General features: G+C 70.2%; 16 protein-coding genes. 1 reads left to right on the top strand and 15 read right to left on the bottom strand.

The features are described 5' to 3' along the window. Positions 1-2 precede the first annotated feature (2 nt). From mfnA to ACFWU3_RS29935, 15 genes are read right to left on the bottom strand one after another with little or no spacing between them, the layout of a single operon-like run. The gene (gene mfnA / locus ACFWU3_RS29865) at positions 3-1,172 is read right to left on the bottom strand and encodes a tyrosine decarboxylase MfnA (protein ID WP_384443911.1); all 1,170 of its coding nucleotides are present in this window, start codon (positions 1,170-1,172) and stop codon (positions 3-5) included. A 1-nt stretch (position 1,173) separates the two neighbouring features. Beyond that, positions 1,174-1,995, bottom strand: a complete 822-nt coding sequence (locus ACFWU3_RS29870) for a carbon-nitrogen hydrolase family protein (protein WP_384443913.1) — start codon at positions 1,993-1,995, stop codon at positions 1,174-1,176. A gap of 2 nt (positions 1,996-1,997) precedes the next feature. Continuing rightward, a complete protein-coding gene (locus ACFWU3_RS29875; RefSeq protein ID WP_384443915.1) occupies positions 1,998-2,930 on the bottom strand; it encodes a carbon-nitrogen hydrolase family protein in 933 nt (310 codons plus the stop codon). Continuing rightward, positions 2,927-4,057, bottom strand: coding sequence for a hypothetical protein (locus tag ACFWU3_RS29880; RefSeq protein WP_384443917.1), 1,131 nt, complete (start codon positions 4,055-4,057; stop codon positions 2,927-2,929). The genes ACFWU3_RS29875 and ACFWU3_RS29880 overlap by 4 nt, the downstream gene beginning before the upstream one ends. Continuing rightward, positions 4,054-7,068 (bottom strand): flavin reductase, encoded by a 3,015-nt coding sequence (locus ACFWU3_RS29885; protein ID WP_384443919.1) that lies wholly within the window; start codon positions 7,066-7,068, stop codon positions 4,054-4,056. The genes ACFWU3_RS29880 and ACFWU3_RS29885 overlap by 4 nt, the downstream gene beginning before the upstream one ends. Next, the gene (locus tag ACFWU3_RS29890; protein WP_384443921.1) at positions 7,065-8,561 is read right to left on the bottom strand and encodes a 4-hydroxyphenylacetate 3-hydroxylase N-terminal domain-containing protein; all 1,497 of its coding nucleotides are present in this window, start codon (positions 8,559-8,561) and stop codon (positions 7,065-7,067) included. Before ACFWU3_RS29890 ends, ACFWU3_RS29885 begins: the two co-directional genes overlap by 4 nt. Before the next feature lie 11 nt (positions 8,562-8,572). Then, positions 8,573-10,078 carry a hypothetical protein gene (locus ACFWU3_RS29895; protein WP_384443923.1) on the bottom strand — a complete coding sequence of 502 codons (1,506 nt, stop codon included), beginning with the start codon at positions 10,076-10,078 and terminating at the stop codon, positions 8,573-8,575. A gap of 5 nt (positions 10,079-10,083) precedes the next feature. Beyond that, the gene (locus ACFWU3_RS29900; RefSeq protein WP_384443925.1) at positions 10,084-10,329 is read right to left on the bottom strand and encodes a ferredoxin; all 246 of its coding nucleotides are present in this window, start codon (positions 10,327-10,329) and stop codon (positions 10,084-10,086) included. Further along, on the bottom strand, positions 10,326-11,699 hold the full coding sequence (locus tag ACFWU3_RS29905; protein ID WP_384443927.1) for a phenylacetate--CoA ligase family protein: 1,374 nt from the start codon (positions 11,697-11,699) through the stop codon (positions 10,326-10,328). Before ACFWU3_RS29905 ends, ACFWU3_RS29900 begins: the two co-directional genes overlap by 4 nt. Further along, a complete protein-coding gene (locus tag ACFWU3_RS29910) occupies positions 11,696-12,667 on the bottom strand; it encodes a BtrH N-terminal domain-containing protein (RefSeq protein WP_384443929.1) in 972 nt (323 codons plus the stop codon). The genes ACFWU3_RS29905 and ACFWU3_RS29910 overlap by 4 nt, the downstream gene beginning before the upstream one ends. Beyond that, the gene (locus ACFWU3_RS29915; RefSeq protein ID WP_384443931.1) at positions 12,664-13,344 is read right to left on the bottom strand and encodes a hypothetical protein; all 681 of its coding nucleotides are present in this window, start codon (positions 13,342-13,344) and stop codon (positions 12,664-12,666) included. The genes ACFWU3_RS29910 and ACFWU3_RS29915 overlap by 4 nt, the downstream gene beginning before the upstream one ends. Continuing rightward, positions 13,341-14,027: a class I SAM-dependent methyltransferase gene (locus ACFWU3_RS29920; RefSeq protein ID WP_384443933.1), complete on the bottom strand. Its 687-nt coding sequence runs from the start codon at positions 14,025-14,027 to the stop codon at positions 13,341-13,343. The genes ACFWU3_RS29915 and ACFWU3_RS29920 overlap by 4 nt, the downstream gene beginning before the upstream one ends. Beyond that, complete coding sequence (locus ACFWU3_RS29925; protein ID WP_384443935.1) at positions 14,005-16,194, bottom strand: molybdopterin-dependent oxidoreductase; 2,190 nt, start codon at positions 16,192-16,194, stop codon at positions 14,005-14,007. Before ACFWU3_RS29925 ends, ACFWU3_RS29920 begins: the two co-directional genes overlap by 23 nt. Beyond that, positions 16,191-17,258, bottom strand: a complete 1,068-nt coding sequence (locus tag ACFWU3_RS29930; protein WP_384443937.1) for a BtrH N-terminal domain-containing protein — start codon at positions 17,256-17,258, stop codon at positions 16,191-16,193. Before ACFWU3_RS29930 ends, ACFWU3_RS29925 begins: the two co-directional genes overlap by 4 nt. Beyond that, positions 17,255-18,604, bottom strand: coding sequence for a TrpB-like pyridoxal phosphate-dependent enzyme (locus tag ACFWU3_RS29935; RefSeq protein WP_384443939.1), 1,350 nt, complete (start codon positions 18,602-18,604; stop codon positions 17,255-17,257). The genes ACFWU3_RS29930 and ACFWU3_RS29935 overlap by 4 nt, the downstream gene beginning before the upstream one ends. A gap of 1,258 nt (positions 18,605-19,862) precedes the next feature. Between ACFWU3_RS29935 and ACFWU3_RS29940 the strand changes: the two genes are divergently transcribed. Beyond that, positions 19,863-23,069 carry a tetratricopeptide repeat protein gene (locus ACFWU3_RS29940; protein ID WP_384443941.1) on the top strand — a complete coding sequence of 1,069 codons (3,207 nt, stop codon included), beginning with the start codon at positions 19,863-19,865 and terminating at the stop codon, positions 23,067-23,069. The last annotated feature ends 132 nt before the right edge of the window (positions 23,070-23,201 follow it).

Raw genomic sequence — 23,201 nt, forward strand, 5'->3', positions numbered from 1 at the left:
CCTCATCCGGCCACCTCGGCCCGGACTTCGTGGTCGGCCTTGACCAGGGCGGGCAGGAACGCGTCGATGACGTCCCGGGTGACGTGCCGGGCCACCACGAGGCGCAGGCCCTCCTCGAAGCGCTTGGACGTGGAGACGATCCAGCCGTCGGCGTCGAGACGGCGTGACACCTCGGCGGCGTGCGGGACCCGGGCGACCACGATGTTCAGGTCGGGCTCGATGAGAAGGCCGTACCCGGCCTCGGCGAGCTGTGTCGTCAGGTACTCGGTGTTCTCGAAGTTGGTGCGGGTGATCTCGACGAACCCCTCCCGGCCGAGATGTTCGAGGACGGCGCAGGTCGCCACCGCGGCGCTGCCCGGGCGGGTGCCGAGGAGGGTGGTGTGCGCGGGCGTGTCGAGGAAGAACGAGTCGGCCTGGTACGCCTCCTGGTCACGGAAGAGGATCGCCCCGGCGGGAACGTTCGCCAGGCCGTACTTGTGCGGGTCGATGGTGATCGACCGGACGCCGTCGACCTGGAAGTCGAACTGCGGCAGCGGACGCCCGAGTTCGCGTGCGAACGGGATGATGAAGCCGCCGGTGGCCGCGTCCACGTGCAGCCACACCCCGTGCGGCGCGAGGGCGGTGGCGATGTCGTCCACCGCGTCCACCACACCCAGTTCGCTGCTCCCGGCGGTGGCCACCGCCGCGATGGTGTTCTCGTTCACCGCCGCCGCCACGGAGCCGGGCGCAAGGCGCAGACCGTCGTCCACCGGTACGCGGACGGCGGTGACGCCGAGGGCGGAGAAGATCTTGTCGAACGAGAAGTGGACGGTGCTTCCGACGATGACTTCCGGGCGCTCGGTCAGCCGGCCGGCGGCCCGGGCCTCCTGGCGGGCGGCGAGAACGGCGAGCAGATTGGCCTCGGTTCCCCCGGAGACCAGGCTCCCCGCCCCCCGGGGATGGCCGAGCAGCTCCAGGAGCAGGGCGACGACCTTGCGTTCGATCCGCTTGGTACCGCGGAAGATCCGCACGTCGCCGAGGTTCGTGTGCGACGCGGCGTGGGACAGCTCGACGGCCAGCGGATGCGGTTCGGTGCAGATGGAGTTGAGCACCCGGGTCCAGGGGACGTCCTCGGACAGGGCAGCGGCGATCTCCTTGCGCACCGCGGATGCGGACAGTCCGGCTTCGCGCATGTCAGCTCCCGGCCTCGACGGTGACGCCGGACGGGGGTTCTCCCGCGGCGAGACTCGTGTACAGGTCCGGTCGCCGAGCCCACAGGCCGAACCAGAGGGTCTCCTGGAAGCGCAGGTCCGGCTGGCGCAGGTGCCGCAGATGGTCGAGGTCCCAGGCGGCGCTGACCACCGCCTCCTGAGTGCCGGCCCAGGCCAGGAAGCCGTCGGGAACCGCGACACCCGATCCCCCCGCCGAGGGCGCGTCGAGCCCACAGGCGATGGCGACGCCGACGGTGTTGAGCGTGGAGATGCCCCAGACCGCGGCATGCTGACTGTCGGTCGCCGCCCCGCTGGTGGAAGCGGCCACGAGAAGGAGCTCGGCTCCCGCGAGGCACTGGATCCGCGGCGGTTCGACGAGCCAGAAGTCCGGGCCGAGCAGCACTCCGACCCGCCCGTGCTCGGTGTCCACGACGGGGAAGTCGTCGCCGGTGACGGTACGGCCCTGATCGTCGACGGGACGTCGCACGGAGGCCAGGACGTCGCCCGAGGGGTCCAGGAGGTGAGCGACCTGGTGCAGTCCTCCGCCCGGTCCGCCCTCCTCGGCCCACGAGCCGGTGAGCAGGTAGGTGCCGCGCCGCCGGGCCAGCTCGGCGAGTCGTTCCAGCACCTGGTCCCGCAGCGCGGTGGGCAAGGGACCCGCGTCCACGGAGGCGAAGGCGTTCTCCGGCAGCACGACGAACCCGGCACGTGCCGTGACCTTGTCGTCGAGGTGCTCCAGCACCCCGTCCACGGTGCTCTGCGCGTCGGCACGGCGGCGGTACTGGGCCACGAAGATCCTGGTCATCCTCAGGCCCCCGTCCGCGACGTCGCGGGAGCTTCGGACGGCTGCCGTTGTCCGGCGTCCTCGGCCAGGTTGCTGCGCAGCTCCTCCGCGAGGTCACGGCTCATGCCCGTGTACTCCCCCAGCAGCGGCGCGTAGGCCTCGGGCCGCCGCATGTCGAGCCAGTTCCTGCCGTCGTTGTGCGCGGGCGGCGGGGCCAGGTCGGCGTGCAGAATCTGCGGTCGAGCGCTGCCGGCCTGCGCCATCACCCCCTCCGGCGACACCACGAGGCTGGTGCCCGCGAAGTGGATCTGGACCACACGGTCGCCCCTGGTGCCCTCGACCAGCCCGACCGAGCTGGCGTACACCACGTTGACGCCGTTGAGATAGGCCGTGGTGCGCAGCGCGTTGACCATGAGCGCCTGGTTCTGGCGCAGGGTTCCACCCGGTACGAAGACCGTGTGCACCCCGGCCAGCGCCATGACCCGGATGGCTTCGGGAACCCAGAAATCGGAGCAGACGGCGAGCCCGACCCGGCCGACATCGGTCTCGATGATGCCCAGCGAGTCGGCCGCGCGGCACACCACGATCTCGTTGCCGAACATGTGGGCCTTCGAGGCCCGCCCGGCGATCTCGCCGTCCCTGTCGAGGAACAGCGAGGTGTTGCTGTACTTGCCGTCGTCGAGCTCCTCGACGATCGCCCCCAGCACCATGTTGGTGCCGGTGCTCTGCGCCAGCTTCTGGAAGGTCTCGATGACCGGCCCGGGTATACGGGTGTCGGTGCGGCCCCGCAGATGGTCCTGGCCCGGCATGTACCAGGGCGGGCCGAGGAAGAACTCCGGGAAGCAGAGCACGTCGACGTCCCCGGACTCGGTGGCTTCCTCGATGGCCCGGTGGGCGTTGCGCAGGCCGTCGGCCGGGTCGTCGGCCCAACGCGTCTGGACTACCGCTACCTTCATCTGCTGCTCCTCGCGCGGGTGTCGGCTTCGGCGATCTCTTCGACGAACGGCACCAGTTCGACCGCGGGACCGAGCCGGCTCAGGACGAGCTCCTGAAGTGCCGCGTGGTCCCGGTCGGTACCGCTCCGCACGGCGAAGGCGACCGACAGGCGGCCGTCCTCGACCGTGCTCGTGACCCGCCCCTGGGGTTCCGGGGAGGTGAACAGGCAGTGCTCGACGTCCACTTGTGACACCGGGCCCCGCGGTGTGGGGACGGCGTCGGCCACCCGTCCGAGCGGAATGACGATGCGACTCCCGGAGCCGCACGCGCAGGGCGTGCGCGAGGGGCGGAGCTCGACGAGCTCGCCGGTCGGCAGCGCCGGTGGCGTGGACGACTCGGGGTCGCGGGCGGTGAGCAGGAGTTCCCCGCGGGTGCCGTCGGAGTCGATGCGGCCCGGAGCAGGTGACCGGAGGGACACGTCGAAGCGGTCCTCCGGCAGGTGGAGCCGGCCGGCCCCGCAGGGCGTGGCGGTGGCGGGCCTGGACGGGGTGCTGAAGATCTCGAACGCTGACGCGCCCCAGGCGGCGGCGATACGGCGCAGGCGCTCGGGGGCGGCCGGCCGGGTCGCGATGAGGGTGTGGACGCCGGACGCCCCGGGGTCCCGCCCGGCCGCCTCGTCGAGCGCCGCCAGCTCGGCGGCCAGTTGGGGCGGGCACGCCAGCGTCGTCACCCGGTACCGGTGGATCAGATCCAGAAGGCGCGGGACCGGGCAGATCGTGTTGCTGGTGCCGACGCTGATGAGGGAGGCCCCCAGCCACTCGACGGCCCGCTCGATGGAGGCGCCTTCGAGGGACAGTTCGTACGGCGCGGCGACGACCGTCACGTCGTCGGGAGTGATGACGTCGCCGAGGGCGAGAACGGCGTCGAGCTGGTTCAGCATCCACTCCGGCCGGGTCATCCGCACCTCGCGCGTGTGGCCGTCCGCCTCTTCCCATTCGCCGTACCGCACCGGCGCGGACGAGCGAGGGAGTCCGTGGGGCCCGTCCGGATCGCCGGTGTCACCGGGAGATCCGAGGCGCGCGTCGGACTCCAGCGTGCGCAGCCATTGGGTGAAGTGCGCTTCGAGCCGATCGGCGACAGGGTTCATGTGTCGGCACCCGCCTCGGCCGCTTCGCCGGCCAGGGTCCAGCCGTAGTCGCCGTCGCGTCCCTGCCCGTTGCGTCGCAACGGCTGGAGAGTGTGGTCGATCTCGGCACTGTGGACCCTGCCGAGGATCAGCAGGTGGTCCTCCATCCGGTAACTGGCCGCCATCTGGCAGTCGATGAAGCCGAAGGCGCCGTCGATGCGGGGGCATCCGTTCGCGGTCGCGGCCCACTCCAGCCCGTCGAAGCGGAGGTCGGGCCTGGTCCGCGCGAAGACCCTTGCGATGTCCGCCTGCCGGTCGCTCAGGATGTTGACGCAGAAGTGCAGCCCGGGGGCGATGCTCGCCCAGCTGGAGCTTTCCGCCTTCACCAGGAACCCGATGAGGCCGGGGTCTTCGGAGACCGCCGTGAGGGAGGCGATGGTGAGACCCCGCGGTGCCGCGGCGCCGTTGCCCGCGGCTCCGGCGCAACCGGTCACGATGGCCAGCGACGTCGGCAGCAGGTCGTTCGCCCCCGCCAGGGGGCTCATCGGCCGACGGGACGTCGTCGGCCGGGTGGGCGGGATCTCGGCCGCGGATCGGCCCTCCAGCGCCCTGCGCAGATGCGTCGCGGTGGTCGACTCCTCCGACTTGAGCAGCTCGTCCGGGGTCCCGCAGTGGATGACCTTGCCGCCGGCACGTCCGGCGCCCGGACCGATGTCGATGACCCAGTCGGCGACGGCGACGACTCTGAGGGTGTGCTCGATGGCGACGATGGTGTTGCCGGAGGCGACGAGGCGTTCGAAGAGGGCCAGGAGGTGGCGGGTGTCGGCCGGGTGCAGCCCTCGCGTGGGCTCGTCGAAGATGAACAACGTGCCGCTGCGCCGCTGCTTGATCAGCTCGGCGGCCAGGTTGAGACGCTGGGCCTCTCCGCCGGAGAGCGTGGTGGTGGAGGAGCCGAGCAGCAGATAGCCGAGGCCGAACTCGTCGAGGACGGTCAGTACCTTCACGACCTTGGCGTTGCCGAGGCCGTCGAACCAGGCCAGGGCGTCCTCGACCGTCATCGACAGCACGTCGTGGATGTTGCGGCCGTCGAGCTGTACGTCGAGCACATGGTCCTGGAAGCGCCGGCCGTCGCACTCGGAGCACACGACGTGTTCGCTGCGGAAGAGGGACATGTCGACTTCCGCCAGCCCGAGGCCCTTGCACGCCGTACAGCGTCCGCCGGCCACATTGGCACTGAACTCGGCGCGGCCGAGCCCGCGTTCGACCGCGTCCGCGCTGCCGGCGAAGGCGTCACGGATGTGGTCACCGATCCCGATGTAGGTCGCCAGCGTGCTGCGGCTGGACCGGCCGATGGGGCGCTTCTCGACGTAGATCACGTCGTCGAGGTGGCCGACTCCCTCGATGTCGCCGCCGGTACCCGCATCCTTGAGTGCGGCCCTGAGCCGGTCGTGGAGGCTCGCGACCAGTGAGCTCTTGCCGGCTCCGGAGACGCCCGTGACGCAGGTGAGCGCCCGCAGAGGCAGCCGCACCGCCTGGTCCTCGACGTTGTTGCGGGTGAGGGAGCGGACGTCGAGCCACGCGGCTGCGTCCAGGTCGGCGCCCTCCCTTCCGGCGGGCCGGGAGCGCAGCGCCTCGGCCGTCGGGGAGTCGGGCTTCTCGAGAAGCTCCGCCACGGGGCCCTCGAAGACGACTTCTCCACCCCGGGAGCCCGCCCCCGGACCGAGCTCGACCACCCAGTCGGCCGCGGTGATCACGGTCTCGTCGTGCTCGATGGCGATGACGGTGTTGCCCAGGTCCCGCAGTCGCCGCAGCGAGGCGAGGACGTTCTCGGTGTCCGCGTCGTGCAGGCCGGCCGTGGGTTCGTCCAGCACATACATGACACCGGTCAGGTCGCTCGCCAGATGCTGGGCGAGCAGCAGCCTCTGCAGTTCGCCGCTCGACAGGGTGACGATGGGACGCCGGAGCTGGAGGTGCCCCAGGCCCACCTGATCGATGTTGGTGGACTTCTTGACGATCTCCTCGGCCAGTCCGCGGACCTGCCCCGGCAGCTTCCCCCCGGCGAGCGCCTCCCGGAGCCGCTCGGTCGAGGTGGAGAGTTCGTCCCGCTGGAACTGGGGGAAGGTGAGCCCGGCGACGGATGCCTTCAGCGACTCGGTCCGCAGCCGTCCGCCCTCACAGGACGGGCAGACCTCGGCGGCCAGGTAGTTCGCGAAGGCGTTGCGCCTCGCGGCGCTGCTGGCTTTCTTGTGGGCCCGCTCCAGGAAGCCGAGGATTCCCTCGAACCGGAAGTCGTTGGTGACCTTGTTCAGCTTGATGGAGTAGACGGTTTCGGAGCCGTGGAGGACCCGCTCGCGCTGCTCCTCGGTGAGCTTGCCGAACGGGCGGTCGAGCGGGATGCCCGTGTCGTCGGCCATGGCCTCGAACACCTTGCGGCAGTTGGGCACGGCGAAGGTGCCCGGGTCCGCGCCGTCCCAGATCTCCTTCAGCGTCTTCGAGCTGTCGGGGATGATCCGGGCGAGGGAGAACCCGACCATCTCGCCGACGCCGTCGCAGTGCAGGCACTTGCCCTCGCGGCGGTTCGGGCTGAAGTGCTGGGCGGAGTGCGGTTCCGTGTAGATACCGCAGTCGGGGCAGAGCAGGTCGGGCCCGGTGTCGCCGAAGCAGGCGGGACACACCGGGTGGGAGGCGGCGCCGAACAGCAGCCGGTAGAGCCCGTCGATGCCGGTCAGCGTGCCCACGGTCGAACGGGGGTTGCTGTAGCCGCCGTCACGCTGGCGCAGCGCGACGGGCGGCTGGGTCCCGGCGATGCGGTCGAACTGGTAGTCACCGTCGCCCAGGTCGAGGGACCTGCTCGACAATGCGCCGAGATAGAGCGACTTGGAGTGCTCGAACAGCGTGTCGATGATGAGGGAGGACTTGCCGGACCCGGAGACACCGACCGCGACGATGAACTTTCCCTTGGGCAGGGCCACATCGACGGACTTGAGGTTGTGGGTCGTGACGCCCTCGAGAACGATGCTGTCGTGGTTCACGGGTGCTCCAAAAGGTCGGCCAGGGTGCGTGCCGCGGCTTCGCAGGCCGGAAGGTCCGCGAAGGTGGTGTAGAGCGCCGAGCGGACCCGGACGGGGTCGCCGCGGTTCCATGCCTCGTAGAGTTCCTGCCGCATGCCGAACCGGTCGATGACCAGATCGCCGGCGAGGCGGAAGAGCCGGGACTTGTCCTCGACCGACGTCTCACGGCCGCCCATGTACAAGTCGAGCGCTCTGCGCAGTTCCCGCGCTTCCAGGTCGCCCTCGGCGGGTTGCATGATCAGCCCCGAAGCACCGATCTGCCGGACGATCGCCGAGGCGCGTTCCGAGAACCGGCCCGCGATGCAGTCCAGGGCGGCGGTCGATCCCGGAGCGAGCAGGCCGCTCGGTGTCGCGGTGGCGTCCCGGGTGATCGCCTTGAGCGCGAGGTCGACCACCGAGACGTAGGAGGCGAGTTCGCCGAGCATGGCGCCGACCTCGCGGAACTTGTCCACCCCGATGGACTTGGCGAGCAGGGACGCGACACCGAGCATGACGCGGAGTCGATGGTGGAAGCGGATCTGCCCGGTGTACAGGGACCATTGGTTCAGAGCGCGGAATCCCTTGACGGCGGTGCCCGCGTCATCGAGCAGGAAGACGCGCTCGTTGGGGATGAAGGCATCGTCGAAGACGAGCATGGCGTCCTGCTCGTCGAACCTGGAGCCCAGCGTGTTGGCCGGCCCGTTGTAGGAACGACGGCAGAGGATCTTGAGGCCGGGGGTGTCCAGACGGGCGCCGAACCAGCAGACGTACGCCGGGTCCTCCCGCAGGTAGTTGGCGGGCGAGAGGTAGATGAGGGCGTCGTGCGCGTACGGCGCGAGGGTGGCGATCTGCTTGGCCCCGCGGACGACGATGCCGGCGTTGTCCCGGTGCACCACCTTCAGGCCCAGTTCGGGGCGCTGCATGGGCGTGAGGGATCGGTCGACCTGGGGATCGCCGAGTCCGTGGGTCAACGCGAGGTCGTTCTCGCGGCAGTGCAGGTAGTAGTTCTCCGCGTTGGCCGCGAACGTGGAATCGACCTCCCCCAGTGCATGACGGAAGTCGAAGAGTCCGACGACCACATTGGCCATGAAGTCAGGGATCCGCGATATCTGACCGTGGGAGCCCTCGACCCAGTGCCGCGAGTTCAGCCACTTGCGGTCCAGATCCTCGGGCGAGGCCGCGGCGAGGTAGGAGAGGCTGACCGGGTTTCCGCTGAGGTCGGACTTGAAGGTCATCTCGTGGGCCAGTTCGGGTGAGCGCTGACGGTCGTACAGGCCGGCGAGGGTGCGCAGCATCGGCTGGAAGTCGGGGTGCGCGGTCACATCGACCCGTTTGCCCTCCACCCACACCTCGCGTCCGTCGGCCAGGCTTTCGACGAACGTGGCACCGTCGTGCGCCCCCAGACGTGGCCGGGAAGGAAGGTCGCTCGCGAGGGTCGCGGTCCTCGCGACGGTCTCGCCCTCATGTGTCGTCATTCCCCGCCTCCCTACGGCATCCGCTCGGCTGCGCCCAGGTGGAACTGCTGGTAGCCCTGCTCCTGGACCTCGGGGAAGTAGTCCCGGGTGGCCTCGCCGACGACCCGCATCAGCTCCGCGTCCACCGACGTGGGGTCGGTGAGGAGTGCGGTGAGCGGGGAACAGTCGACGACGCTGGTCAACTTCATGCCGCGCGCCTTGTGCAGCGCGTTCAGCGAGGGCTGGGCGTTGGCGGCGTCACGCATCTTGTAGACCGCCTGGGGCCCGTCGGAGACGCCGATCATCGATTTGGTCCCGCCGCTTCCCAGGCAGTTCCGTGGCATGTGCAGATGCTCGTGACGCCATTCCTGGTACGTGTGGTGCAGACGGAACGCCTGATGCAGAACCTGATGACACAGCCAGGCGTCGGAATCCCGGTGCCGGTCGGCGTCGATGGCCCGGATCGTGCCTTCGAGGGAACCCTCGCCGACCGGGCTCAGCCACTTCGAGACGTCGTTCCAGAAATGCTTGAAGAGGTCCTTGAACATGTGTTGCTTGATCGCCAGTGAATGGGTGCCGCTGGCCGGACCCAGGTTCTTCCGGAAGCCGTGGTACTCGCCGGTGGCCAGCAGCTCGGCCATGACCCGCTGCGCCTCGACCATGGGACCCAGGACCGCGTTGCAGACCGCCAGATGCGAGGCGGCGCGGCTGAGCGAGCGCGACCGCACATCGCGTACCGCCAGCTCCAGGTGGTCGTTCGACTCCGCGGTCAGGATCTCCGGGACCTGGTGCAGCGCGACGAATTCGCCGTGCATGGTGCTTGGGTCGAGTTCGGTCCAGGTGACGGCGTCGGCGAGCAGTCCCGTGGACAACAGCGCGTTCAGATCCCCTTCGAGCGCCAGCGGCACGCCGGACAGGTCGCTCTCCCACTTGGTGGCGTCGTGGCTGCAGATCCGGACTCCGTGCAGGAGCCGGTACAGGTCGTCGTCGATGCTGCGGGTCGCTATGGTGGCCCGCACCGTGAGCGGGTCGCTGACCAGGAGCGAGCAGCGGACCTCGTCGTCGAAGGCCCGCAGTTCGTCGATGTACGCCTGGCATCCGGCGGTCTCGGCGATGTCCACCGTACGCAGCCCGGGACGGGGAGTCGTCCCGCAGAGGCTCTGCACCTCCTGGCCCACCCTGCCGAGGCCACGCAGAAGCCGGTGGAAACCCATGCTCCACTGGATGAGGCGGGAGGCGGTGGCGAAGTCGCGGGCCTGGACCGCCTTGCGGCTCCGGTCGGTCAGGCGGGCCAGGTTGAGCAGGCACACCTCGGCCGCCTGGAACACCGCGCGCAGGGTGGACTCGTACGAGCCGGGTTCGGTGGGGCAGGACTCCCTCGCCGCTGCGAGGAGATCGATGCGGTGAAGGTGGTCGTAGCTGGGCGCGATGGGCCCCAGCTCATTCCTGGGCGGGCCGGATTCGGGGCAGGCGTCCGGTGGATCGGCTCTCACCCCGGCCCTGGGCACCGGACACGCTTGCGACTCCCGTGTAGTCATCGCGCTCACTCCTCGGTGGAGATTCGCAGATAGCGGATCGAGTTGCTGGGACACGACTCGTAGGCGTCGAGGACGCATTCGAGTTCGGCCTCGTCTTCGGGCTGCTTGCAGACGTAGTGGATCTCGTTCTCGTCGTCGCTCTCGAAGTTCTCGGGTGCCAGGTCGCGGCAGAGGTGACAGTCGATGCACGTGTCGTCGACGTGGAACCGGCCGTCCAGGGGAAGGCGGCCGGGAGGCGCTACGTCTGTCATGACCCTCGCTCCTCCGTGGCGCGCAGGAAGTTCCGCATGGTCGGCTTGGCGGAGGTGCGGAGCGCGTGCTCGAAGGCCGGAACGTCCAGAACGCCGACTCTGGTGGTGGCTCCGAACCGCCGGGCGGCCTCCACCGCGATCGCGTTCCGGGTTCGCTCGTCGGACGCGCTGCCGGGCGGCAGCGCGACATCCAGCACGGACCCGTCGACGTCGAACGCGAAGAAGTACGGCGGCCGGCTCATGGCCCCCAGAACGACGTCCTCGATCTCCAGCTGCGAGGCCCAGCCATGACCGACCGCGATCCGGTCCCCGAGCCGGCCCCGGTGTCGCAGACGGCGCAGCGGTGAGCCGCAGGGGCACGGCGCCGCCTCGATCTGGCAGGTGTCGCCGGTGCGGTAGCGCAGCAGGGGCATCGCCCGGCTGGCGAGAGTCGTCACGGCGAGTTCGCCGGTCTCACCGTCGGGGAGACGTTGCCCGGAGCGAGGGTCGACGATCTCGAAGTACGTGCGCGTCTCGACGAGGTGGAGGTCCTGCCGGGCGCAGAACATGGCGAGCGTGTTGGTCTCGGTCATGCCGAACATCGAGTAGGTGGAGGCGCCCCATTGTTCGGCCAGACGCGACTTCTTGGCCGGCGAGGCGCCTTCGCCGGCCATCAGGAGCTTGTCGACGGCGAGGTCCCGGGCGGGGTCGATCCCACAGCGCCGGGCCACCTCGCCCAGCAGGAGGGCGCGGGTGCCCGAGCAGATCAGTGCCGTGGCCCCGGAGCGTCGCAGGGCGTGCACCATGCGCTCCGGCGGGCACGAGGGGGACGCGGCGCCGAGCGGAACGATCGTGCACCCGAGGAGTTCCAGGGCACGGTCCAGGTCCTGACCGACGCCGGCGAGTTCGTAGGGGACGGCGATCGCGACCACGTCGCTGCTGTCGAGAACCGCGGAGAGGAGGTGGGCCACGACGAGGTTGTTCTCGACCCAGTCGTCTGCGGAGAAGAAGGCGGCGATGGACTGGCCGTTGCCCGTGCCGGAGCTCTCGTCGAACCGGGTCACTTCACGCCGCGGAACCGCCAGCATGCCGAGGGGGTAGGCGTCGGCGAGTTCCTGCCGCGTGGTGAAGGGCACCGACTGGAACGCCGCGGGGTCCTCGGCCACCGCGTCCGCCAGGGACCTGGGGACGCGGCCGGCGTAGAAGGCGGAGTGCTCGGCGGCGTGAGCCACGGTCTCGGCGAGCGCGGCCGATGCCCACCGGCCGAGCTCCTCGCGGTCCAGGGACGCCACGTGCGCGACCTTGCGTGCCACACGGCGGCGCGACGCGATGACGCTGCGCAGCCGCTCTTCCGTCCGCGTCGTCCTCCGGGCTGTCGGTGAGATCGTCACGGCATGACCGCCAGCTTCGACATGGCGTCATGTTCGGCCCGGCCCAAGTCCTCCAGGATGACGGCCACTTCCTCGGCTGCCTTCCGCATCGCGGCCGGTTCGGACTCGTCACGCAGCAGGTGTGCGATGCGGGTCCACCGGGTCGAGAGTTCCCGGTAGGTGTCGGCCACGGACGCGTAGGCCGGTTCGCCGGTCAGTTCGGCCGCCTCGTCGAGGAAGTCGGCCCACAGGGTGCGGAAGAAGCCACCGCCGGTGCCGCCGTCCTCGATGCTGTGGGCCAGGAAGCCGAACGCGGCCGCCGGTTCGTCGAGCGCGTCGCACCAGCCGCGCATCGCCTTGGCGGCCTTCTGGAACCCCTTGTGCCCCATGTTGGTGATGGGCGGGTTGAGGAAGTCGTCCGCGGTCGCCGCGATGGCTTCACGGCATGCGCCGGCCAGGGCGCGCGGGTCGAAGTCGGAGGTGCCGAGACGGAACGACAGGCTGCGCGAGCTCATCGGTCCCTTCGCCGCCCGTGCCTGGGCGAGGCCGGCCCTGCTGGTGCTCTGGACGCCCAGCCCGGCGGTCTCGACGACGGTGTAGGTCTCGGGCGTGTAGCCGACGCACGCCAGGTAGTGGGCCGCGAAGTGGAAACTGTCGTGGGCGTAGTCGAGATGGAAGCGGTCCAGCTTGAGCCCGACGACCTCCCCTGCGTCCAGGGCGGCGATGAGCTCACGTTCGGCCTTGGCCTGAGAGGCCGTCTCGCTCTCGAACAGCTCGACACCGAGGGCGGCGGTGGCGTTCCGGATGAGGTGGTCCGGCTTGACGCGGCCTCCGAGGAACGGGGCCGGCATCTGCTTGGAGTGCCAGTACAGGAAGGAAATACCGCGTCCGAGGCCGAAGATCAGCGGTTCGCTGAGGTCGATGCCGCGGTTGAGCAGCATGTTGGCCAGGGTGGACGATTCGCAGTGCTCGCCGGACTTCCAGTTCATCGTGCCTCCCCCGGGGCCGCGCCGCTCTCCTTCTTCGCGGCGTCGTAGACGACTTCCAGCACGGTCCGGGTGGTGTTGTTGCGCAGGTGCCCGTAGGTGTGGCCGACGTCGTCGGCTTCGGTGTAGGCGATCGTCTCGAGGTGCTCGACGTCGCGTTCCAGACCGTCGAGGACCGCTCGGACATCGTCGGCGGCGGCCACCTCCAGGGCGACATGCGACATCAGGCGCCGGCGTTCGGAGACGGGCTTGCCGAGCCAGGGGCCGAAGTGCCGACAGGTGAAGGTCTCGATCACGCGGCCGTCGGGCAGGGACAGCGAGAGCCACCAGCCGGGTGTTCCGTACTGCCGGGGCGAGATGTAGGACGGGCCCATCTCGACGGCGGAGAGCTCGCCTGCGCCCTTGAGGCCCTCCAGATACGCGTGCCAGCGGAACACCTCCTCGTCGGAGGCGTAGTCGCCGAGATAGACCCCGATGTGGTTGACGCCCGCGAACCGTTCGGTCACGTCCTTCGGCGCCTGCCCGCACCAGGACCGCAGGTACGACGCGCAGTCAACCGTGTTCCAGGCCGCGGACTCGTCGAGCAGCTCCCGCCACACGACCGGGAACTCGGTGTCGGAGGGGAACGTGCCTGCTTCACCTCGGTGGGCGGACGGATGGCTGCCTGTGGCTGCGGTCATGATTCCTTCTCCTTCCGTCCCGCGATCACCAACCCCATCTGCACCGCCGTCACGCTGTCGGCGTGGATTCCGGCTTGCTTCAGCAGATCGGCGGCCTCGGAGACCGTGTACGCGGACTGGACTGACGTACGGAAGCCGGGACGCATGTCGACGGCGATGTTCGCCTTCATGAACTGGAAGGTGGTCCGGTCGATGTCCCGGCGCAGATCGGAGACACAGAACGCGCCACCGGGGCGCACCAGGCGGTGGATCTCGCGCAGTGCTGTGACCGGATCGGCCCACTCGTGCAGTGACGCCGCGCTGAAGGCGTGGTCGAAGGACGCGTCCGGGAACGGCAGTTCCAGGACGTTGCCGATGGTGTAGTCGGTGCGGTGCGACACCGCGTAGGCCCGGGCGTTGCCGCGCGCCCTGTCGAGCATGGCCGGGGAGATGTCGACGCCGACCAGGGTGGAGTCGCCCGCGGCCTGGGTGAGCCACTCGAGACCGAGCAGGCCGGGGCCGCAGCCGGCTTCCAGGACGCGTCCGGAGTCGATGCCGGCCTCCAGGACGCTGTCGACCTTCTCCTGCAGCCATCCGCGGTCCCGGATGTGGCGCTGCATGTCGTCGTACTTGAGCGCCAACTCGTCGCCCTGCAGACCGACTTCGGTCTCGTGGACCCGTTCAGTGCGTCGAATGGGCGCCATGCGCTCCACCTCCCACGTCGGCCTCCGCGTCTGCCTCTGTTCTTTGCTTCGCGTCTGTTCTTTGCTTCGCCTCGGTTCTTGCCTTTGTCTCCGCCTCCGCCGTCACGACCGGCCGGAGCCCGACGGGTACACCGCGCAGCGTCGAGCTGCCCATGTACGGGTCGCGGCGCCCGCTGTCCGTGATCCGGTTGATCGACGATCGGGTGGCCGCGCGGATGTCCTCCTCGCCCGGGTACCACCAGCCGGCATCGGCGACGATCACGTCCGGTGCGACGGTGTCGGACACCTTGACCGTCATCACCACACCCGGCCCTTTCGGGTCCCGGTAGATCTCCACCCGGTCCCCGTCGGCCACCGCCAGGTCCACGGCGGCACGGGGGTGGATCGTCACGTGCGGTTCCCGGTAGCGGCGGGAGGTGGTGGGCAACTGCCGGAACTCGGTGTTGAAGAACTGGAGGTTGTGGGCGCTGGTCATGACGTACGGCAGCTCGTCCGTGGTGGACGACGGCGGCCGGAAGACCGGGACGGCGTCGTAGCCCATGGCCGCGAGGCCCCGATGGGCCAGATCCACCCGCCCGGAGCGGGTGCGGAATCCGGCTGTCGCGTACTTGCGGTACCGCCGGGTGTTGGGCAGGTGGCCGATCTTCTTGAACTGCTGCCACGTCAGGTCGATGCCGCTCAACTTGGCGTCCAGGGCGTCCTCGAGGCTGGGGTAGAAGTGGTGCCCGAGGCCGAGTCGCCGTGCCAGCTCGAGGATCATCTCCTCGTCGGACCTGGCACCCTCCACGGTGACCACCCGCTGCCGTGCCGCGATGTAGGAGTTGAACTCCACGATCTGGTCACGCTCCAGCCAGGAGGAGGCCGGGAGGACGATGTCGGCCAGCCGCGCGGTCGGCGTCAGGAACATGTCCGCGACGGCGAGGAAGTCCAGCTCGGTGAGCGCGGCCTCGGTGGCCGTCGCGTTCTCGTGCGAGACCAGCGGGTTGGACCCGAAGATCACCATGGAGCTGACGCGGTACGGGCTCCCGCTCAGGATCGCTTCCTGAAGGTCCGCCGGAGCCACCCAGCCGGACATGGAGAGCACCTTGTGGGCGGTGCCGCCGATTCGCTTGGCCGCCTGCTCCTCGGACAGCAGGTCGGTCCTGGGGAAGCCCCGACGGCCTTCGATGGGCATGGGGTCCCAGATGACGTCTCCGCCGGGCGCGTCGAGGTTGCCGGACAGGGCGGAGAGGATGGCGATCGCCCGGTGGGTGTCGAAGGCGTTGTCGGACTGCGAGACACCCGTGCCGGCCTCGACGCACGCGCGGGACGCCCGGGCGTACATCCTGGCCGCCGTCTCGATGAGGCGCGGTTCGAGACCGGTGATACCGGCCACCGTCGCGAGGTCGTACGCGCGGACGTGACGCTTCAGTTCGTCGAAACCGGAGGTGTGACGCGCGACGAACTGTTCGTCGTACCAGTCGTGGGCGATCAGCAGCTGGATGAGGCCGAGCGCGAGCGCGGCGTCGGTGCCCGGCTTCAGTTGCAGATGGAGGTCGGCCCGCTCGGCGGTGCGGGTGCGGCGGGGATCGACGACGATCAGCCGGCTGCCCCGTTCGAGGGCGCCGAGAAGGTCGACTCCGATGACACCGTCGGAGTGCGTGTTGACCTTGTTGCTGCCCCAGAGCAGGACCACCTCGGGGTCCCCGTCGTAGTCGCAGAACGTGAAGCCCCCGTAGGTGAGGATCGACGCCATGACGCGCGGGTAGAAGCACACATGGGCCGGCCCCACCACGTTGGGAGTGCCGATGGCGTTCGCGAGCCGGAAGACCCACTCCTGGTAGTTGCGGTCGGTGCCCTGGCCGAAGACCACCGACTCGGAGCCGAACCGCTCCATGCTGCGGCGGAGGTTGCGGGCCACCTCGTCGAGTGCCTCGTCCCAGCTGATCGGCTTGAACGAGCCGCTCCCGCGCGGTCCGGTTCTGGCCAGGGGGGTCCGAAGGCGGTCCGGGCTGCTGACGAGGTCCAGGGATGCCTTGCCCTTGATGCAGAAGTAGCCGCGGCTGGTCGGGCTCTCCGGGTCGCCGGAGATGCCGGTCGGCACTCCGTCGGTGAGCTCCACGAGCGCGCCGCACCCTCCGTGGCACATGCGGCACACGGACTTCACCGTGGTGGTTTCACCGCTCATGTCACTCGCTCCGCCCCGACCCGGTCCCGGGCCAGCTCCGCGAGTTCGCCGAAGGCGGCTTCCTCGGCATCGGCGATGGAGTGGAGCTGCGCGGAGGCGTCCTTGAGGTGCGCGGAGGGCCTCGACGCCTCGGGGTAGCCGGTCAGATGATCGATGAGCCTCGTCCACGCCGAGACGATCGCTTCGAACCGCGCGAGGCTCGGCAGCAGCTCCGCGTCGCCGGTCATGGCATGGGCCTCGGTTAGGAACTCGCCGTACAGACCACGGAAGTTGGTGCCACCGGTCCCTGCGAATCGCCAGAACCTGGCGATCTCGGGGATCACGACCTCGCTACGGGACAGCTGCTGCCAGCCGGGTAACTCCTCGGCCGCCCGGCGCAGGGCGAGAATGCCCCGGTCGTCACCCCGTCGGCGATCCAGACAGTGACCGGCCGCGCCGTGGATGGCCGGCCACACCTCGAGGGCGAGAGCTGCCGCTCCGCCCGGCAGCGGATCGGGACGTCCGTCGAGGTGCCAGTGAAGGCGGGGGGAGGGCATGAAGCCTTCGTCGGAGGCCCGTGCCCGGGTGAAGGACTCCAGCGGCAGCTGCTGGGCGCCGCCCTGTTGTGAGGTGTCGGCCACGTACGCCGTGGAGTCGTCGAGCCCGTGCAGCGCGATGCAGTGGGCCGAGAAGTGTGCCTGTGAGGCGAAGTAGTCCAGGTGGAAGATGTCGACCGTGACGCCCACGACGCTGCCCGCCGACAGCGCCGCCACGGCTCGCGCGTGAGCCCCGGCGTCGTCCGCGTCCTGCGTGGTCACCAGGGTCAGGCCCATGGCCGCGCAGGCGTCCGCGGCGATGCGTCCCGGCTCGACGCGCCCCGTGAGCATCGGGGGAATCCCCGTGTGCGGAGGTGGCGGGAAGAACTGGGCGTCGATCCCTCGGCCCAGGCCGAAGATCAGGGCCTCCGACACGTCGAAGCCCGCGTACCGCAGCATGTTGTTGAGCATGGTCGTCTCGCAGTGCACGCCAGGCACCGGCCGGAAGCCCTCGAGCATCGCTCCTCGCGGCCGGGCTTCCGCGCTCATCGCACGCCCCCCAGCAGCACCTCGCCGTAGCTCTGGAGATCGAGCAGTCCCGAACCGCTGGCGAGCACCACCAGCACCGGGTCCCTGTCGGTCTCCTTGGCACGTGTCGCCACCTCGATCGCCGCCGCGACCGCGTGCGTGGACTCGGGCGCCAGCAGGAATCCCTCGGTCCGAAGGACCAGGCGTCCCGCCTCCAGCGCGCGCTTCTCCTCGATCGCCACCGCGTCGAGCAGTCCCTCGTGACGCAGCAGGCTGACCGTGCTGGAACTGTGGTGGTTGCGCAGCCCGGCGGTGTGCACCGGCGGCGGAACGAAGTCGGGGCCCATGGAGTAGCCGAGGACCTCGGGGGTGAGTCCGGCGAGATCGGACCGGCCGTACTGGTAGCGGCCGGCGGTCAGTCGCGGCGCCGCCGTGGATTCCGCGGCCAGCAGCCGCAGATCACGGCCCTGCCCGCGGGCCTGCTTCAGGAAGGGTCCGACGAGACCGCACAGATTGCTGCCGCCACCGGAACACGCGATGAGATGGTCGCCGCGGCCGGGGACTCCGATCGGCTCCTCCAGCGCGGCCAGCTGCGCCTGGACCTCGAGCCCGAGGAGGGTCTGGTGCAGATACACATGCGGCACCCCGCTCCCCGACAGGTAGGCGGCCCCGGGGCCGAAGTCGAGTGCGAACTGGATGGCGTCGCTGATGGCCGTCCCCAGGCTCCCCGGGTGTTCGGGATTCCGGGCGAGCAGCTGCTGACCGAACTTCGTGTCCGGGGACGGGGAGGCGTGCACCGTGGTCCCCAGAAGCTCCATGTAGTGGCGCCGGTAGGGCTTCTGGGCCAACGAGCACCGGACCATGAAGACTTCGGATTCGAGGCCGAGCAGGGAGGCCGCGAGCGCGACGCTCATCCCCCACTGCCCCGCGCCCGTCTCGCTGATCAGGGTCGTGCGACCCTCTTCGGCCGCGTAGTACGCCTGCGCCACCGCCGAGTTGAGTTTGAAGCTGCCCGTCGGAAGGACGTCCTCCCGCTTGAGGTAGATGCGGGCACCGGTGCCGAGCGCGGACTCCAGCGCCCTGGCCCGATGGAGCGGCGTGGGGCGGCCGATGTGCCGTAACCGGTCGGCGACCGGATCGGGTATCGGGACCCACTGGTCGGCGGGTCGGTCCTGGGCCAGCAGGGCCGCCGGCCTCACCCGCTGTGCGACCTCGGCCGCCGACGGTGTGAGCTCGTCCTTGACGGGCGGTAACGCTGCCGGAAGATCGGGCAGGAAGTGGTACCAGTGAGTGGGAAGGGGAATGGAGGCGGGTATCGACTGAGCGCTGGATTCCGCATCGACACGTAACCGTGCATTGCTCGACATGTGCCCCCCGTGTGCCCATCCCTGGAATGCAGAGCACAATTACAGAGCACTTTGGCCGGAGTCAAGGGGATGGCAGAAAACCGCTTCCCGCACTCCGGGGCAAGTTGTTGAGCGCTCAATTGACAGGGCGATTCCGCACACCACACCGGAATGCCGGATTCTGTCGATCACCACATAATCGATCATTGCCCAATGCGATCATTCCGCGTCGCGACCGGCTTGCCGAAGATCTCCACGGCGGGGAGATAAACGATCTTTCGGGGGCGGTCGTCGAGTTCCGCGGCGACGCGGACACGGCCCTCGGGCCCCGAGGGTGGGCAGGTTGGTACCCCTGTGGCGGCAGCGGTCCGGGTGAACTCATGAGGCCGGCCCGTCTCGCCGCCATGAGAGTGCCGCGCTTCACCGACGGGCCGTTCCGTATGCGATCACACGGAACACAGCGGAAGGGAAAGCTCTGAGAATGGTCGCGCACGGCGTACCCAATACATTCTCGGGCGCACCGGCGGATGACCGTCTCGAAACAGATCCGGGGTCCGAAGATTCCACACGGAAAAGGTCGCCGGCGAATTCCGCCGCGCATTTCGATGACGAAATCCCGGCCCATCGTCTTCGCGGGACACGCCCATGACCACAGACAGTCGAGAACATGCCGAAAGGCCCTCCGGGAAAGCGGCTCCGATTCATCGCGCCACCGCAGTGGAGGACCGCCCTCCGCACACGGGCGGACAGGGAGGCAGCGCTCGGACGTCCACTCGACAGGTGCCGTCATCTGCGCTTCGAGCCAGGCCGCCGTGATCGTGTCACTGCCGGGGCGGTCGCCCCGGACACGCCTCGTCACATCGGTCGCGGCTCATGCGCGCGTGGCGATACCGACAAAAATGTGCTGACTGCACGTCACATTCCGAAAAATTCGGTGGCCTGTTCCCCACATTGCGGGACACGCGCAGTGGGGACGGCGCCGGCAGGACCACGGGGCACCGGGTTCCCGGCCGGCCGCTCGTACGTATACACCCCCGTACTCCGTGCGAATGTTCCGAGGGAGACGAGTCGCGACGACGCGGCGTACGAACGCGTCGGGCATCCGGCCCACTGCCCCGTCGCCGAGGCGCCGCATGCGGCGGCGGACCGGCACAGGGGCGCGACGGTTCGGCGAACTCCCGTCCTGTGAGCGGCGAATGATCGACGGACTCCCTCGCGCTGACGCCCCGTACGCACGACACTTGAGCCGGAACGGAACCGGAGCGGAGGGGGACCCACTATGCGGGACAGCCATCGGGCGGAAGCCGAGCGGCTGTTGGTGCGCGCCGTCGAGGAAGAGGTGCGCCGGGCGGGCGGACGTACGGACGCGCAGGTGCTGCTGGCGCGCGGGCGGGCGGGACTCGACGCGATGGCGTCGAGTGCCGGCGAGGAGTACGCGGCGTACGAGCGGGCGCTCGCCGAGGCGGAGGCCGTGCAGCAGCCGCTCTCCGCACGGTTCAGCCGGCGCACCGTCTCGACTCCCGCGCTGGTGACGGCTGTTGCCGCCGCCGCTGCCGTCGGGGCGGACGTCGCGCTCGGAACCGCCACCGGTACCGCGCTGGGTGCCGGAGTGGTGGTGGCCGTGGCCGGTGCGGCGACCACCGTCGCCAAGGTGACCGCGTCGCACTGGCCGGCCGCGCACCGCAGAGCGGGAGCGCTCGGGCAGCCGGGCGGCGCCGAACAGCTGCGGCTCCAGTGGCTGACCGCGCTGGAGGTCCGGGGCATCCGGCCGTTCCTGGACCAGCAGCGGATGCTCACCTCCACCACGCGTCCCGCCAAGAAGACCACGACCGCCCCGCAGCTGCGCGGTGCCGACCGCAGTGCGGCCGCCCGACGGCGTTCGGTGCTGGAGCAGTCCTTCGGTCATCTGCCGGAACCGGAAGGTCCGTTCGCGGGCCGGCAGCAGCAGATGACGCAGATCGCCCAGTGGGTGCACGCGGCCCGTGCCTCGACGGAGACCCGGCCGACGGTCGTGGTGCTGCACGGTGCCGCGGGTTCGGGGCGCACCACGCTCGCGGTGCGGGCGTCGCAGCAGCTCAAGGACCAGTTCCGGGGCGCGTGCGTGGTCGACCTGCGCGGGGAGAGCACCCACCCGCTGTCCACCCGGGACGCGCTGCTGCATCTGCTGAACCGGCTGGGCGCTCCACGCGAGCAGTTGCTGTTCCGTGAACGGTCCTCCGCGGACCAGCAGGTGCGGCGCCTGAGCGAGCTGTACCACCAGCATCTGACGGGTCTGCCGGTGACGGTGGTGCTGGACGACGCCCGCGACGCGGCGCAGGTGCGGACGCTGGTGCCGGAGCGTTCCGACAGTCTCGTGCTGGTGACGGCGCGGACACCGCTGGAGCTGCCGGAGGACATCCCGGCGTGGGTGCACCACCTGCCGGTGGACGCGCTGGACGAGGCGGGCGCCGAGGAGCTGCTGCGGGCGTCGGCCTCGGAACAGCCGACCGGCCCCTACGACGTCCAGTCGGCCGACGCGGTACGGGAGTTGTGCGGGGGCCTGCCGCTGGCGCTGCGGGTGGCGGGCTCCTCGCTCGGTGCGCGTACCGCCCAGCAGCTGGCAGCCGATCTGCGGGCCTACGGTCCCGTGGACCCCGTCGAGCGCGCCCTGTGGCTGCGTTACACCGATCTGCCGGAGCAGACACGGCGGCTGCTGCGGCGGCTGGCGCTCGCCGGGCGGGCGTCGCTGGGTGCGGCGGCCGCGGCGGCTCTGCTGGCGACCGACGAGCAGGAGGCGCAGCGGCTGCTGTCGGACCTCGCGCAGGCGGGTTTCATCGATCATGTCCGGGCCGGCCGCTACCGGCTGCACGACGTCGTCCGCTCCTTCGGCCGGGCCCGGCTGCTCGACGAGGAGGAGGCCGCGGAACGGTCGGCCGCCCAGGAGCGGCTGATTCAGAACTACGCGGATCTGGCCGGGGCCGTGATCCGCATGGTGGACGGCAAGATGTCCACGCGCGCGGGCCAGTTCGGCGCGCACGGCTTCACCTCGCTGGACGCGGCGCTGCGCTGGCTGGACGACGAGTCGAGCTTCATCACCTCGGCGCTGCGGTACGCGGAGGGTGTGAACCAGCAGACCGTGCTCAATCTGCTGGGCGCGCTGTGCGACTACTGCCTGCTGCGCGGCGATCTGTACCGGCTGGGTGAGATCAGCGAGCTGTCGCAGGCGGTGGACCAGGGTCTGCTGGAGCGTTCCGTACGGTGGCGTACCGGTATCGCGGCCCGTCAGCTGGGCGAGCTGGACAAGGCGCGCACCACGCTGTCGTCGGTGGTGGGGCTGTACCGCGAGGCGCACAACGACTCGGGTACGGCGCTCGCGCTCTGCTCGCTCGGCATCACGCTGCACCACCAGGGCAATCTCACCGAGGCGGCGGCGAAGCTGCACGAGGCGATCGAGCTCCAGGCCTCCGACGAGCAGGCCGAGGACCGGGCGTGGTCGCTGCACGCGCTGGCGGCCGTGGAGCGCGACCGGGCCGATCTGGCCCAGGCACTCACGCTGCTGGCCACCGCGCTGGCCCTGCACCGTGAGGGCGAGTCGCTGCACGGCGAGGCCTGGACGCACTTCCAACTGGGCCAGGTCTGTCTGCGGATGGGCGACGTGCCGCGGGCGGAGTCCGAGCTGCGCGAGGCGCTCGACCTGTACGGGCGCACGCACGACGAGCGGGGCGAGGCGTGGGCGCTGACCCAGCTGGCGCGGGCGCGGCTGGTCGACGGCGATCCCGCGCCGGCGGTGGACGAGCTGCGGCAGGCACTGTCGCGCCACCGCGACCAGGAGGACGCGCGTGGTGAGGCGTGGACGCTGTACTACCTGGGCCAGGCGCTGGAGGAGAGCGGCGACCGCGACCAGGCGGTACGGGAGCTGGAGCGGGCCCGGACGATGTTCTCTCGGATGCGCGACGTCTACGGCCTGGCCTGCGCGCGCCACCACTCGGGCCGGGTCACCCGCGACCAGCGCGCGGCCCAGACCGGCAACCTGCGCAACTCCGGTTTCGCCCGCCAGCTCCTGGTGGACGCGCGTGCCGACTTCCGCCGGATCGGCGTGGCCCACGGCGAGGCCTGGACCTGTCTGGAGCTGGCGCTGATCGACGCGGGGAACAACCGCGCCGCGCAGGCGCTGGGGCTGTGCGACGAGGCGGTCGATCTGTTCGTCTCGTACCAGGACGACCGCGGTGCCGACTGGGCCCGCTTCCTGCGCTGCACCCTGCTGCCGTACGCCTCACCGGGCGGCATCGAGGTCGGCACGGTGGTGGCTCAGGAGGAACTGGCCCGTCTGATGGAGAAGTCGCACGCCTCACGCGACGGAAAGCTGGAGGACTGCGCGGAGGCGCTCACGGTGATGCTCCAGCGGGGCGTGCGCCTGGAGGACGGCTGGCAGGCCTGGCACCTGGGGATGGTCCCGAACCGTCACGCACGGGAGGTCATGGGGGTACCGGTGGTCTCCGCGCCGTAGGGGCGGGGTGCGCCCCTACGGGCGGACCGTGAGCCGCCGCGGGGCGGGGGGCACCCGTCAGGCGTGGGGTGGGCTGCCGTACGCCGGTGCGCGCGCTTTCCGCCGCCGGGCCGGCCGCGTGATGCGGCCGGC

This window comes from Streptomyces sp. NPDC058685, from assembly GCF_042714725.1.
Taxonomy (GTDB): Bacteria; Actinomycetota; Actinomycetes; order Streptomycetales; family Streptomycetaceae; genus Streptomyces.